This window comes from Comamonas sp. DB36, assembly GCF_057914905.1.
Map to the genome: position 1 here is coordinate 1,858,855 of NZ_CP196631.1, position 13,600 is coordinate 1,872,454.

At 66.4% G+C, this 13,600-nt stretch carries 10 protein-coding genes and 2 tRNA genes; 8 read left to right on the top strand and 4 right to left on the bottom strand.

Going from position 1 to position 13,600, the window contains the following annotated elements:
* Positions 1–22 precede the first annotated feature (22 nt).
* A tRNA-His gene (locus ACSVDO_RS08575) sits at positions 23–98 on the top strand.
* Positions 99–155: 57 nt separating this feature from the next.
* On the opposite strand, the gene ACSVDO_RS08580 is transcribed toward ACSVDO_RS08575, so the two are convergent.
* Positions 156–983 (bottom strand): c-type cytochrome, encoded by an 828-nt coding sequence (locus ACSVDO_RS08580; protein ID WP_489595886.1) that lies wholly within the window; start codon positions 981–983, stop codon positions 156–158.
* A 68-nt stretch (positions 984–1,051) separates the two neighbouring features.
* Here ACSVDO_RS08580 and ACSVDO_RS08585 point away from each other — a divergent pair, with 68 nt between their 5' ends.
* From ACSVDO_RS08585 to ACSVDO_RS08605, 5 genes are all read left to right on the top strand, one after another.
* Positions 1,052–1,417, top strand: a complete 366-nt coding sequence (locus tag ACSVDO_RS08585; protein ID WP_489595888.1) for a c-type cytochrome — start codon at positions 1,052–1,054, stop codon at positions 1,415–1,417.
* Positions 1,414–2,337, top strand: a complete 924-nt coding sequence (locus ACSVDO_RS08590; RefSeq protein WP_489595890.1) for a cytochrome c oxidase subunit II — start codon at positions 1,414–1,416, stop codon at positions 2,335–2,337. The genes ACSVDO_RS08585 and ACSVDO_RS08590 overlap by 4 nt, the downstream gene beginning before the upstream one ends.
* Positions 2,334–4,841 carry a cytochrome c oxidase subunit I gene (gene ctaD / locus ACSVDO_RS08595; RefSeq protein ID WP_489595892.1) on the top strand — a complete coding sequence of 836 codons (2,508 nt, stop codon included), beginning with the start codon at positions 2,334–2,336 and terminating at the stop codon, positions 4,839–4,841. Before ACSVDO_RS08590 ends, ctaD begins: the two co-directional genes overlap by 4 nt.
* Positions 4,842–4,928: 87 nt before the next feature.
* Entirely contained in the window at positions 4,929–6,830 is a 1,902-nt protein-coding gene (locus ACSVDO_RS08600; protein ID WP_489595894.1) for a bifunctional metallophosphatase/5'-nucleotidase, read from the top strand.
* Between the two features lie 95 nt (positions 6,831–6,925).
* Entirely contained in the window at positions 6,926–8,263 is a 1,338-nt protein-coding gene (locus tag ACSVDO_RS08605; protein ID WP_489595896.1) for a PQQ-dependent sugar dehydrogenase, read from the top strand.
* 6 nt (positions 8,264–8,269) lie between these two features.
* Here ACSVDO_RS08605 and ACSVDO_RS08610 read toward each other — a convergent pair whose 3' ends face one another.
* Both ACSVDO_RS08610 and ACSVDO_RS08615 read right to left on the bottom strand, forming a co-directional pair.
* The gene (locus ACSVDO_RS08610; protein WP_489595898.1) at positions 8,270–9,514 is read right to left on the bottom strand and encodes a YeeE/YedE family protein; all 1,245 of its coding nucleotides are present in this window, start codon (positions 9,512–9,514) and stop codon (positions 8,270–8,272) included.
* A 74-nt stretch (positions 9,515–9,588) separates the two neighbouring features.
* Positions 9,589–10,554 (bottom strand): sulfurtransferase, encoded by a 966-nt coding sequence (locus ACSVDO_RS08615; protein ID WP_489595900.1) that lies wholly within the window; start codon positions 10,552–10,554, stop codon positions 9,589–9,591.
* A 237-nt stretch (positions 10,555–10,791) separates the two neighbouring features.
* Between ACSVDO_RS08615 and ACSVDO_RS08620 the strand changes: the two genes are divergently transcribed.
* Positions 10,792–10,867 (top strand) — tRNA-His (locus ACSVDO_RS08620).
* 313 nt (positions 10,868–11,180) lie between these two features.
* Positions 11,181–12,266: a GGDEF domain-containing protein gene (locus ACSVDO_RS08625; RefSeq protein WP_489595902.1), complete on the top strand. Its 1,086-nt coding sequence runs from the start codon at positions 11,181–11,183 to the stop codon at positions 12,264–12,266.
* Between the two features lie 43 nt (positions 12,267–12,309).
* Here the strand turns inward: ACSVDO_RS08625 and ACSVDO_RS08630 are convergent, their stop codons facing one another.
* Positions 12,310–13,563 carry a glycosyltransferase gene (locus ACSVDO_RS08630; protein WP_489595904.1) on the bottom strand — a complete coding sequence of 418 codons (1,254 nt, stop codon included), beginning with the start codon at positions 13,561–13,563 and terminating at the stop codon, positions 12,310–12,312.
* Positions 13,564–13,600: the final 37 nt, after the last annotated feature.

Here is a 13,600-nt window from a genome sequence, read left to right on the forward strand (position 1 = left end):
GATTACAATAGATGCTTCTACGGTGGCTGTAGCTCAGTTGGTAGAGTCCAGGATTGTGATTCCTGTTGTCGTGGGTTCGAGCCCCATCAGCCACCCCAAATATTGAAAACGCCCTGAACGCAAGTTCAGGGCGTTTTTTCTTGCGCGCTGCACTTTCAGCGCAGCGCGGAGAGATAGGCGGCCATGTCTTGCGCATCGCGCGCCGAGACGCCCAATTGAGGCATGGCCGTGCCCGGCTTGATGTGCTGGGTATGCGTGAGCCAGCGCGCGAGGTTCTGCGGCGTATTGGGCAGCGTGCCCGCGATCAGCGTGCGCTGACCCATGCCGTGGAGCGGCGGGCCGACATGCACACTCGAGCCGGTGACGCCAGGGATGCGGTGGCAGGCACTGCAGGCGTACTGGTGCAGCGCCTGGCGGCCACGCTCTGCATCGGCGGCAAAGGCGGGCACCGAGCTCGTCTGGGCGGGTTCGCTGCGCGGCGCGGTCCGCACCCACTGCGCATATTGCACCGCATCGAGCTGCGGCAGCCGCTGCATGAATGCCACGAGATCCCATATCTCCTCGTCGGCGAGCCGATATTGCCACGCCGGCATGCCGGTCATCTTGATGCCGTGGCGCACCACCCAGTAGAGCTCGCGCGGGCGCCAATGCTTTCTGGCGTCCACCAACGGGCCGGGCAGGGGCTGCATGCCCAGACCTATATCGGACTGCGCCACGCCGGGCGCGCCATGGCATTGCACGCATTTGTCCTGGTAGCTGCCGGCACCGCGCCGCGCCATTTGCACATCGTCGAGCGCCGGCTCCTCAATGGACTTGGCCTGCCGGCGCACCGACTGGCGCATGGCGATCTCCAGCAGGGAATGCGTGGCCTGCCAATGCTGGCGCGTGGCGGAGATGTCGTAGGCGCCCGAATACACCACTGCTACGGCAGCCAGGGCCGCTGTAAGCCCGATTCCCGTGGCTGTGACAGCAATGATTGGCAACAGCTTGTTTTTTATCATCTGCTGTGATTTTGCGTCAGTTGTCCTCATTTGTGCGACAGAATGCGCTAATGAAGCGCAAGTATGCCTTTCCACCTACGCTGCTGCCGGTGTTGCTTGCCGCCTGCGTGTTCGGTGATGCACGGGCCCAGGATCGCCTCACGATAGAACGCGGCAAGGCGCTGATGGGGCAGTACCAGTGCGGTTCCTGTCACCGCATTCCCGATGTGCCGGCGGCGCGCGGCCAGGTGTCGCAGCCGCTGGATGCCTGGAGCCAGCGCAGCTATATCGCGGGGCTGCTGCCCAACCGGGTCGACACGCTGGCGCAATGGATCGCTGCGCCGCAGTCCCTGGTGCCGGGCACGGCCATGCCCAGCATGGGCGTCTCGCCCGCCGATGCCCAGGCCATGGCGGCCTTTCTTTTTTCGCTCGAATGAAGCCCGCAGGCATGCTGCCCGCGGCCGGCGACGCCGCCCAGTCCATAGAGACCGTGACCTGGGTGCTGTTCGGTGGCGGCTTGCTGATTTTCCTGGGAGTGATGCTGCTGCTGGCATGGTCGCTGCGCGCGCGCAAGACGGCGTTGCGTCCCGGGCTGTGGGTGATAGGCGGGGGCGTGGTGTTTCCGGCGCTGGTGCTGGCGGCGCTGTTTGCCTGGGTGCTGCCGCGCATGCCGGCCTGGAAACCGGTGCCGCCTGCGGGCGCGCTGATCGTCACGGTCAAGGCGCACATGTGGTGGTGGGAAGTGCGCTACCGCGATCCCGTGACGGGTGCCGATGTGGTCACGGCCAACGAGATACGTGTTCCCGTGGGCAGGCCGGTGTATTTCGCGCTGACCAGCGCGGACGTGATCCACAGCTTCTGGGTGCCGCAGCTCGCGGGCAAGATGGACATGCTGCCCGGACGCATGCAGCATCTGCTCGTCACTCCCACCGAGACCGGCGTCTGGCGCGGCCAGTGCGCCGAGTTCTGCGGCGCGCAGCACGCGCAGATGGCGCTGCATGTGGTGGGCATGCAAGCCCAGGCCTTTGACGGCTGGCTCGCGGCGCAGGCCAGCCCCGCGTCGGCCCCGGCAACGCCGCGCCAACTGCAGGGCCGCGACGCCTTTCTCGCCAATCGCTGCAACGCCTGCCATACCGTGCGCGGAGTCAGCGAAGAGGGTCGGCTGGGCCCCGATCTCACGCATTTCGGCAGCCGCCTGCACCTGGGGGCCGGAATTCTGGAGAACACGCCCGAAGGCCGGGCGCGCTGGCTCACACATATCCAGCAGATCAAATCCGGAGCGCGCATGCCTTCCTATGACCGACTCGACGCGTCCACGCTCGCAGCCCTGGGCGACTGGCTGGGGGCGCTGCGATGAACGACGCCTTGCCCAACGCGCTGCCGCGTCCCGCGGATGAGCTGGCGGCGCTGCAGCGCGCCTGGGAGCCGCCCAGGGGCTGGCGCCGGCTTTCGGCCGTGAACAACAGCCAGATCGGCGTCTATTACCTCGCCACGGCGCTGGTGTTTTTCGTGCTCGCGGGCATCCTGGCGCTCATCATGCGCGCGCAGCTGGCGTTGCCGGGCAGCACGCTGGTCACTGCCGGCACCTACAACCAGCTGTTCACCATGCACGGCTCGGTGATGATGTTCCTGTTCGCCGTTCCCGTGGTCGAGGCCGTCGCGGTGTGGCTGCTGCCCAATATGCTGGGCGCGCGCGATCTGCCTTTTCCGCGGCTGTCGGCCTATGCGTTCTGGGCCTATGCGATCGGCGGCCTGGCGTTCTTCATCACCATCTTCTTCGGCGCCTCGCCCGATGGCGGCTGGTTCATGTACCCGCCGCTGACCAGCAAGGAGTTCTCTCCGGGCATTGGCGCCGACTGGTGGTTGCTGGGCATAGGCTTCATCGAGATCTCGGCGATTGCGGGCGCGATCGAGCTGATCATCGGCATCCTGTTCACGCGCGCGCCGGGCATGACGCTGATGAAGATGCCGCTGTTTGCCTGGGCGGTGCTGGTCGCGGCGCTGATGGTGATCTTCGCGTTCCCGGCGCTGATCGCCGGCACGCTGCTGCTCGAACTCGAGCGCGCGTTCGACTGGCCGTTCTTCATTGCCGCGCGCGGTGGCGACCCGCTGCTGTGGCAGCACCTGTTCTGGTTCTTCGGCCACCCCGAGGTCTACATCATCTTCCTGCCGGCCGCGGGCATGGTGACCATGATGGTGCCGGTGATGGCCGGCACGCCGCTGGTCGGCTACCGCGCCATTGTCTGGGCGCTGGTGGCCGTCGGCGCGATCAGCTTCCTGCTGTGGATGCACCACATGTTCACCGCGGGCCTGGGGCCGCTGGCGCTGCATGTGACGTCGGTGGCCAGCTTTGCGGTCGCCATTCCCAGCGGCGTGCAGGTGTTCGCCTGGATCGCCACGTTCTGGAAAGGCCGGGTGCGCATGCATGCGCCTGCGCTATTCCTGCTGGGCTTTCATTTCGTCTTCGTGCTCGGCGGTCTCACGGGCGTGATGCTCGCGGTGCTGCCGTTCGACTGGCAGGCGCACGACAGCTATTTCGTCGTCGCCCATCTGCACTACGTGCTCATAGGCGGCCTGGTGTTTCCCTTGTTTGCGGGCATTTATTACTGGGCGCCGCTTTACAACGGTCACCGGTTGTCCGAACGCCTCGCGCGCTGGAGTTTCGCGCTGATGTTCGGCGGCTTCAATCTGGCGTTCTTTCCCATGCACATTGCCGGCCTCGCGGGCATGCCGCGGCGCGTCTACACCTATGCCGATGGCCTGGGCTGGACCTTGTGGAATCTGTTGTCCACGGCGGGAGCGTTCATCTTTGCCGCCGGCGTGCTGCTGTGCCTGGTCGATCTGGTGCGCACGCTGGCGCGTGCCGAACGCGAACACGGCGACCCGTGGCAGGCGGATTCGCTCGAATGGCTGCCCCAGGGCGACTATGGCGTGCGCAGCATTCCGCAGATCGAAGCGCGCGCGCCGCTGTGGCAGCGTCCCACGCTGGCCCAGGAAGTGGAGCAGGGCCGGCATTGGCTGCCGGGCACAGTGTTTGGCGGGCGCGAGACGCTGGTCACGAGTCCGGTCGATGCGCGCATACGCCATCTGCTGCGCCTGCCCGGCGACGGCTGGTCGCCGTTCATTGCGGCCGCCGGCACGGCCGGCTTCTTCCTGCTGCTGACCGTGTACTGGATTGTGCCAGCCGTCATCTCGGGCCTGATTTCGGTGGTCGCGATGCTGGTCTGGCTCTGGGGTTCCGACCTGCCTCCATTGCGCGCCACGGCCACCATTGGCGCGGGCGTGAGCGTGCCCACGGTGGCTGCGGGCCGCGCCTCGCATTCATGGTGGGCGACGCTGATCCTGCTGGCCGTGGACGCCACGATCTTTGCCTCGTTTGCGTTCGCGCATATCCATGTGTCGATGGCGCTGGACGTCTGCCCGCCGCCCGGCGCCAGCCTGCCCATGGGCGGGCTGTGGCCTGCGGGCCTGCTGCTCGCCGCGTCGGCGCTGATGGTCTGGGCCCAGCGCTGTCTGGGGCGCGAGCGCCAGGGCTGGCTGCGCCTGGCCGTGGTGCTGGCAATGGGCGCGGCCGGCGGCGCGATCGGGCTGGATCTGCTGACCCATCTGCAAAACGGCCTGGCGCCGCGCGCCGACGCCTGGAGCGCGACTGTCGCCGCGCTGCTTGCCTGGCAGGGCTTTCACGCGCTGGTGCTGCTGGTCATGGGCGGCTATGTGCTCGCGCGCTCATGGGCCGGGCGGCTGCGCACCAATGCGCGCGCCACGCTCGACAACACCGCGCTGATGTTTCACGGCGTCGTTGCCCAGGGGCTGATCGGCATGGCGCTGGTGCGCTGGCTGCCGGCATGGATGGGCGGCTGATACCGGCAAGCGGGCGGGCTGGAAAGTGTCATAAGGGTTTCACGGGCGCAGAACAGTATTTGCGCTTTGCATCCTGAAAGACAGTCCTTGAAACGCACTCCTTATGCTCTTTCCCTAAGCCTGATTGTGTCCGCCGTGCTGACCGCTTGCGGCGGTGGGGGTGATGGCGGCGGCGACAGCGTCGCCGCGCAACCGATGGATCTGACCATCCTGCACATCAACGACCATCATTCCAATCTCGACAGCAAGAGCAAGACGCTGCAGCTCAAGACCGCGGCGGGTGCGGCCAGCGCCGTGGTCACCGAGGCGGGCGGTTTTCCGCGCGTCACGGCCGCGATCGAGGCGCTCGCGGCCCAGTCGACCAATGTGCTCAAGCTGCACGCGGGCGATGCCCAGACCGGCACGCTTTACTTCAACCGCGCGGGCGCCAGCGGAGAAGCCGACGCAGCGATGATGAACACCGTCTGCTTCGACGCGTTCACGCTGGGCAACCACGAGTTCGACAAGGGCGACACCAGCCTCAAGGGCTTCATCGACCTGCTGCACAAGGGCAGCTGCAAGACGCCGGTGCTCAGCGCCAACGTCAATTTCGGCGCCAACTCCGCACTGCTGCCGGCCAAGGCGCCGGGCTATGTCAACAAATCGGTGGTGCTGCAGCGCAGCGGCCAGTCGATAGGCGTGGTCGGCCTGACCATCGCCGGCAAGACCAAGGCCTCGTCGAGCCCCGACGCCGACACCCTGTTTGAAGACGAGACCCTGGCCGCGCAGCGCGAGATCGATGCGCTGCGCGCCAAGGGCATCAACAAGATCGTGGTCATGAGCCATATCGGCTACGACTACGACAAGGCCGTGATTTCCAGGCTCAGCGGCGTGGATGTGGTGGTGGGCGCGGACTCGCACACCTTGCTGGGCCCCGCAAGCCTCGCCACCTATGGCGTGGGCTCGCCGGCCGGCGCCTATCCCACGCGGCTCAGCAACAAGGACGGCAAGCCGGTCTGTCTGGTGCAGGCCTGGGAGTACAGCCAGGTGGTGGGCGAGCTCAAGGTGTCGTTCGATGCCAACGGCGACGTGACGCGCTGCGCGGGCACGCCGCATGTGCTGATCGGCGACAGCTTCAGCGTGGCCGGCAAGCCCGCGAGCGCCGAGCAGAAGGCCAGCATCCTGGCCGACGTCAACGCCAGCGGTTTCCTGCGCGTCACCGCGCCCAGCGCCGCCGCCACGGCCACGCTCAAGCCGTTCAAGGACAAGGTCGATGTGTTCAGCCGCAGCCTGGTAGCGACCGTGCCCGCCGAGCTTTGCTCGCGACGCGTGCCGGGCGGGATTGGAAGCGCCGACTACAGCCGCTCGAGCGCGGCCTGCAACGCCCAGGGCGATGTGAGCCTGCGCGGCGGCGACATCCAGCAACTGGTGGCCCAGGCCTATCTGGAAGTCGCCAATGCGAGCTATGGCGGTGCCGACATCTCGCTGCAAAGCGGCGGTGGCGTGCGCGTGCCGTTGAACGGCAATGTGACGGCCGCCAACGTGATCGAGGTCCTGCCTTTCGGCAACATGCTGTTCCGTCTTGACGTCACCGGACAGGAAGTCAAGAGCATGCTCGAAGACGGCATGCAGGCGGTCTATGGCGCGGGCGGCACCACCGGCCCTTACCCGTACACCGGCGGCCTGCGCTTCGATGTGAACGCGACGCTGGCGCGCGGCAGCCGCGTGGCCAACATCGAAGTACGCGATGCCAGGACCGGCGTTTGGGGCCTGCTCGACATGGCCAAGACCTACAAGCTGTTCGTGCTGAGCTTCAATGCCACCGGCGGTGATGGCTACACGACCCTGGCGGCCGTGCCGGCCGCGCGCCGCCTCGACATCGGCGTGCTCGATGCCGACGTGTTCCAGGCCTACATCGACAAGCAGCCCAAGGATGCGTCCAGCAATCTGCCGGTGTTGCGCAAGCTAGATACGACGCTCTACAGCACCAAGTCGTACGTTCAGCCCTGACCGGCGCAGGGGCAGGCGCGGCGCAGGCCGTGCCTGCCGGAGCTTGCGGCGCCGGACTACAGGGGGACGCAAAAGCGTCCCCCCATACTTTGCGCATGAACAAGACAACCCCTTCCCAATCTCTGCGCTGGCTGTCGCTGCTGGCCCTGGCCGGCGGCGTCGCCGGCGCCTGGGCACAGCCACTTACCGCCCCCGGGCTGGGGTCAGACCCGCAACTGCCCGCGCCGGCCAAAAAGGGTTTGCTGCCCACCGTCAACATCGCGCCCGCCGTAGGCTGGAGCGAAGGGCAGATGCCGCAGGCGCCCGAAGGCTTCAAGGTCACCGCGCTGGCCGCGGGCCTGGACCATCCGCGCTGGGTGCATGTGCTGCCCAATGGCGATGTGCTGGTGGCCGAAAGCAACAAGCCCGAGCCCGAGCCGGGTACGAAGAATGTGCATGCCGATGGCCTGCGCGGCAAGGCCATGGGAATGGTGATGAAGCGCGCGGGCGCCGGCCCGGCCAGCGCCAACCGTATAACCCTGCTGCGCGACACCGATGGTGACGGCGTGGCCGAAACGCGCAGCATCTTCCTGCAGAACCTGGTGTCGCCTTACGGCATGGCGCTGGTCGGCAACCAGCTTTACATCGCCAATGCCAACGCCATCGTCAAGGTGCCGTACGAGACCGGCCAGACAAGCATCTCCGCGGCGCCGGTCAAGGTCACCGACCTGCCCGCGGGAGCCAACCATCACTGGACCAAGAACATCCTCGCCAGCGCCGATGGCAGCAAGCTGTACGCGACCGTGGGTTCCAACAGCAATATCGGCGACAACGGCATGGCCGCGGAAGAGGGCCGTGCGGCAATCTGGGAAGTCGATGTGGCCAGCGGCAACAAGCGATTGTTCGCCAGCGGACTGCGCAACCCCAATGGCCTGGGCTGGGAGCCCGAGTCAAAGGCGCTGTGGACGGTGGTCAACGAGCGCGATGAACTGGGCAACGACCTCGTTCCCGACTACCTGACTTCGGTCAAGGACGGCGCGTTCTATGGCTGGCCCTGGAGCTACTGGGGCCAGAACGTGGATAGCCGCGTCAAGCCGGCGAATCCGGAGATGGTGGCCAAGGCGGTCGCACCGGACTTTGGCCTGGGCTCGCATGTCGCCCCGCTTGGTCTGGCGTTCTCCGATGCGCGCATGCCAGCGCCTTATGCGAGCGGCGCGTTCATTGGCCAGCACGGGTCGTGGAACCGCAAGGAACTGGTCGGCTACAACGTGGTCTTCGTGCCGTTTGTGTCGGGCCGCCCGTCAGGGGTGCCGGTGCAGTTTCTCGGCGGCTTCCTGAATGACGAAGGCAAGGCCAGGGGCCGCCCCGTGGGCGTGGCCCTCGATGCCAAGGGCGCGCTGCTGGTGGCCGACGATGTCGGCAACACCATCTGGCGCGTCGCGCCGGCGCGGTAAAAGCGCTCAGGCGCTGGCGCGTGCCGCCTGCCAGGCCTGGAATCTGAAGGCCAGCCACAGCGCCGCCAGCATGGCCGCGCCATACACCCAGGCGCTGAGCGCCCCGGCCATGCCGCCCGACAGCAAGGTGCCTATGGTGCAGCCCAGCCCGGTCATCGCGCCCCAGCCCAGCAGCGTGCCGCCCGCAATCCCGCGCAGCGCGTCGCCGCCCGTGGGCCGGCGCGGCGTGAATTGCCGGCTCGCGAGCGCGGCGACGAAAGCGCCCCCCAGCAGGCCTACGAGCACCAGCGCATTGGGCGTGGCCCAGCTTTCCTGGGGCAGCGTGGCGCAGCCTGCAAAGCCGTCCAGGCCGTTGAGGCGTTCGGGCACCCAGCCCCGGCTCTGCAGCGCGCCGCGCACCTGGCTGCCCAGGGTGGCGGTCACGCCCAGCGGCCGCATGCGCACGATGGTGAACACGCTGATCAGCCCGATCAGTGCACCGCCCAGCGCATAGTTCCAGCGGCCGGTCCACAGCGACCGCCAGAGGCTGCGCAGATCGCGCGCCACGGGTGCGGCCGGGGCGCGCGGCTTGCGCGCGTTGCGTTTGACATGGCGCTGCCAGATCCACGCCGCCCACAGACCCAGGCCGCCCAATTGCACGGCCAGCGCGCCGCCATAGCCCAGGTGCTGCGGCAGCCAGACCACAGGTGCATCGGCGACTGCCACGCTGTACAGCGGATTCCAGGTATGAAATCCTATGGCGAACCCCAGTGCCGTGCCCAGCAAGGCAAACGGCGCAACGCTGGAGCCTTCGGCCAACCGATACCAATGGGCGCTGATGCACGAGCCCGAGATCGCCATGCCCGCGCCGAACGCCAGGCCGGCCAGCACCAGCACCCAGCTGACCGGGCCGATGTGCATTTCGGGCGGCAGCTGCCCGGCCTGGGGATTGGCCACCCAGCTGCCCTGCACCACGGTCATGCCGACCAGGCCCACGGCCAGCGCCAGCGCGATCGCAAGAATGCCGCGCGGGTCATCGCGCTGCAGCCAGTCGCGCGCATGGCAGTAAAAGCAAAAGCGCGTGCGCTGCAGCACCACGCCCAGGGCGATGCCGGTTGTCAGGGCGAACACCAGCGTGCGACCGCCGTTCCATGTCTGTGCCTGGCTGGCGAAAACGCCCAGCAGCACGATCAGGGCGGCGGCCGCCCAGGGCTGCCAGGCGGCATGGCGTTGCGGGGACGACGGCAGGTCGGCATTGCTGGCGGTGGACATCATTGTGTTCCTGTCTGATCGCAAAAATGCCCGCGCAGGCGGGCATCCAAGGGTCAAGAGGCGCGGGCCCGCGATTACTTGGCCGCCCAGACCGTGCCGGCGGGGTTGTTGATCGGCACGCCCACGGCGTTGCCGTATTCGGTCCAGGAGCCGTCGTAGTTCTTCACGTCGTAGCCCAGGATCTTGGAGAGCGCAAACCAGGTGTGGCTGGAGCGCTCGCCGATGCGGCAATAAGTGATCACCGGCTTGCTGCCGTCTATGCCGACGCCCGCGTAGAGCTTGCGCAGCTCTTCCTTGGGCTTGAAGGTGCCGTCTTCCTGCACCGCCTGGCCCCAGGGCACGTTCACCGCACCGGGAATATGCCCCGCACGGATCGCCAGCTCGGGCACGCCGGCCGGAGCAAAGATCTTGCCCTGGTACTCGTCGCCCGAGCGGATGTCGATCAGCCGGGCCTGCGACTTGCCTTCGGCCACGGCCAGCGCATCGCTCAGCCGCGCGCGCAGGTCCAGGTTGACCTTGCCCACGCGGTAGGTCGTGGCCGCGTACTCGGGCGCGCGGTTGTTCAGCGGACGGTTTTCGGCCTCCCATTTCTTGCGCCCGCCGTCAAGCAGCTTGACGTTCTTCACGCCGTAGATGTCGAACACCCAGGCGCCCCAGGCCGCAAACCAGTTGTTGGTGTCGCCGTAGAGCACGACGGTGGTGTCGTCCTTCACGCCGGCCCTGGACAGCAGTTTCTCGAAGTCCTGCTTGCCGACGATGTCGCGGCGCAGCTTGTCGTTGAGGTCGTTGTGCCAGGAGAGGTTCACCGCGCCCGGAATATGCGCACGCTCGTAGAGGCCTGGATTGACGCTGACTTCGATCACGCGCACGTCGGGGCGGCTGAGGTTTTGCGCCAGCCATTCGGCCGTGACCAGCGGTCCGGCGCTGCTGGCCGCCGCCGTGTTGGCCAGGGCCGTGCCCGCCAGTGTGGCCAGCAGCACCGTGGCGCCCACTTTGATTGCAAGAGCCCGCGGGCTGCAGGCAGAAACTGTCGTTGTCATGGTGGTCCTTGGGAGTTCGGAAAGGGGATGAAGCTTTCGCGCCAGCTGTTGGATGGGCTTTTGGGCCAGCACTTGCAACTGAATGTAGAAGCACCCATGGGCCTGGACAAGTGAGTTTTGGGAGTATGAATATGCGCTGCTCGAATAGCTCGCGCGCTTGCGGGTGCGACCGGCTGCCGCGCAAAATGCGCCGACTCGATTTGAGCGTCGAAAAACGCGCTATAATTTGAATCTACGGTGGCTGTAGCTCAGTTGGTAGAGTCCAGGATTGTGATTCCTGTTGTCGTGGGTTCGAGCCCCATCAGCCACCCCAGATACAAAATCGATCAAAAGGCCCTTGAAGCATTCAAGGGCCTTTTTTTTCGCACGATGGATACCTGGCTGCGCCAGCGTCGCCTGGCGATCTGCTGCAGGCCATGTGCTGTGCCAGGCTTTCGACGCCGGTGCGCGCCCAATCCGGGCGGCGGGTGCGGGGACGTTACACTTTGCAATGCCCTGATGGGGTTGTCGCTCGTGCACCGCAAGTCCTTCCACCGTCCACTGTGTCGCCTGACTCCTATTTCGCGCTGATTGTCCCGGCTTGCTCGCTGTTGCTAGGCTTGGCGTTGATCGCCTGCTGGAAAGCCATGCCGGCCATGCGCACGCAGCGCTCGGTGCTGTGGATCGCCTCGGGCTACGTTGTGCTGGCTTTCCCCTTGGGAGCACAAAGTCTGATGACCAATGGGCAGCTGGCTCATTGGGCCGTGCTCACCGGCGCGCTCTACATGGCCGGCGTCTGGGTGATTTCGCGCGGCATGGCGCAGCGCTACGGCGGGTCGGCGCATCCCAGGCTGGCCCTGGCGATAGCCGTTGTGGCGCTGGCGCTGCTGTTCTATTTCTCGCAGGTCTCGGATCAACTGTGGCTGCGCATTGTGATCCTGAACGTCGCCATGCTTTTGCTGCGGGCTTTGCCGGTGCGCAGCATTTTCCGGGCGCCCGCTTTCAAAAGCGGCGTGGAGCGCATTCTGTGGGCCTGCTATCTGGCCTTGCTGGTCAACGCGGTGGTGCGCACCGGCGTGGTCATGTATTTGCTGCCGGTGCAAAGTGTCGAAGATCTGACGCAGTCGGGCCTGTGGTTGCTGATGCTGGCGGTCAACATGGTGATAGGGCTGGCGTTCATCCTGAGCCTTCTCGCCTGTTCGCTGCGCGAGATTCTCCAGGCCCTGCGCAGCGAGCGCGACCATGATGCCCTGACCTGCTTGCTCAATCGCCGTTCCTTTCTCGAATCCGCGCAAACGCGCCTGCGCAGCCCGCGCTCGTCAGGCTGGGCGCTGCTGGTGTGCGATGTAGACCATTTCAAGCGCGTCAACGACGCCTGGGGGCACGCTGCCGGCGATGAGGTGCTGCAGATCGTGGGCCAGACGCTGCAGCAGCAGGTGCGCCCGGGCGATCTGGTGGCGCGCTTCGGCGGCGAGGAATTTGTCGTCTTGCTGCATTGCGCCGATATGGCCATCGCTGCCGGCGTTGCTGAACGCATGCGCCGGCAGCTGGCGCAAACCCATTGCAGCGCCATTGCCGGCGCCGTCACGGCGAGTTTCGGTGTGGCCGGCGTGGGGTCTTGCGACGACCTGCCGCGCGCCCTGGAGCGTGCCGATGCCTTGCTCTACCTGGCGAAGAACGCGGGGCGCAACCGGGTGGCCTGGGATGCCGCGCCCGGGATGACCAGCGTCTGACGGCATCTGCGGCGTGCTGTGTCCCATCGCTTCAGCATGCGCCTTACGCCCCGGCCAGCAGCGGTGCGCGTCGCTGGGCGAGTGCGCGTTCGAACAGTGCCATGAAGCGCGGCGCAATCTTCGAGATGTGGTACTTCTGGCCTGTCTCCTGTGCAGCCCTGGCATAGCGCGCGCGCCTGGCCGGATCGGCGCGCAGCGCGCGTATCGCGGCAATCCATGCGTCGTCGTTGTCTGGCAGCAGCAGTCCGTTGACATCGTTTTGCACCAGCTCGGGAAGAAAGCCCCAGTTGGTGCCGATCACGCAGCCGCCGCGCGCCAGGATTTCCATCAGCCCCCAGTTCGCCACGCCATGGCGCAGCGGATAGAGAAACAGGTCCACCTCGGCCAGCAGCGCAGCGAATTCCGCATAGGGCAGGCGTCCAGGAAACTCGACCACCTCGGCGCCGGGGTAGACCTTGAGCAAATGGTCGCGAAAGCTCGCGACCTTGCCGCCATAGCGGCGCTCCACCCACTGCTGCTCGTAGCCATAGGTTGCGGCCTTGTCGTCGCCTATGGCGATGAAGCGCGTGTTCTGGGCGTCGCCTTCGCGCACCATGCGGTCCACCAGCCGCATATAGGTCTCGAAGCCCTTGGCGCTCGACAGGTCGCGCGCCGAAAATGCCAGCGTGAAACGCCGGCCCGGCACTGTATCGGTCGCAGGGTCGCGCAGCGGCGGCTGGATGTCGAAGCCTTCGAACTGCACCGCGATCCGGTCCTGCAGCAGTGGCGGGAACAGGGAGCGCGCATGGGCGCTGGGCACGATGGTCAGGTCGCTGCACAGCACCTGGTGAAAGTGCAGCATCTCGGTGTTGCGGTCGGCCAGGCGCTGGGCTTCGTCGGGTGGATACATGGGGTCGCAGCCGTGCGCGCGGTAGCTGGGAAATTCGATGTAGCTGACCACGGCTGCATCCAGTTCATCGTAAAGCCAGTTCGGCGCGCCCCACAGCGAGTGCGCGACCACCACGTCGATGCGCCGGCCCTGCGCCTTCTCGAAGTCCTTGAGTGCCTTGAGCACGCCGCGGCAGATGCGCGCCGAGCGCTCGACCTTGCTCGAATAGTAGTAGCTTTGCGGGCCGACGATGTTGCCGTCGGGCTGGAAGGACAGCAGGTGGTCGCAGTCCTTTTCGTGGTTGGCCTTGTGGCCCGGCGTGGTCATGAACCAGCTGTCGGCCATGCCGCTGGCGCGCAGATGGCTGCACAGCAGTGTGTATTGACTGGGGTAGACGGCGCCGACGAAAACGATCAGAGGTTTTTGCATGGAATAAAACTTCGCGGATTCAGGGCAGGGGCAGATA

Bases quoted from the DNA above. Each gene is read 5' to 3' on its own strand.
- ACSVDO_RS08585 (WP_489595888.1), top strand. From the start codon at position 1,052: ATGAAGCGCAAGTATGCCTTTCCACCTACGCTGCTGCCGGTGTTGCTT.
- ACSVDO_RS08590 (WP_489595890.1), top strand. From the start codon at position 1,414: ATGAAGCCCGCAGGCATGCTGCCCGCGGCCGGCGACGCCGCCCAGTCC.
- ctaD (WP_489595892.1), top strand. From the start codon at position 2,334: ATGAACGACGCCTTGCCCAACGCGCTGCCGCGTCCCGCGGATGAGCTG.
- ACSVDO_RS08605 (WP_489595896.1), top strand. From the start codon at position 6,926: ATGAACAAGACAACCCCTTCCCAATCTCTGCGCTGGCTGTCGCTGCTG.
- ACSVDO_RS08610 (WP_489595898.1), bottom strand. From the start codon at position 9,514: ATGTCCACCGCCAGCAATGCCGACCTGCCGTCGTCCCCGCAACGCCAT.
- ACSVDO_RS08615 (WP_489595900.1), bottom strand. From the start codon at position 10,554: ATGACAACGACAGTTTCTGCCTGCAGCCCGCGGGCTCTTGCAATCAAA.
- ACSVDO_RS08625 (WP_489595902.1), top strand. From the start codon at position 11,181: ATGCCGGCCATGCGCACGCAGCGCTCGGTGCTGTGGATCGCCTCGGGC.
- ACSVDO_RS08630 (WP_489595904.1), bottom strand. From the start codon at position 13,563: ATGCAAAAACCTCTGATCGTTTTCGTCGGCGCCGTCTACCCCAGTCAA.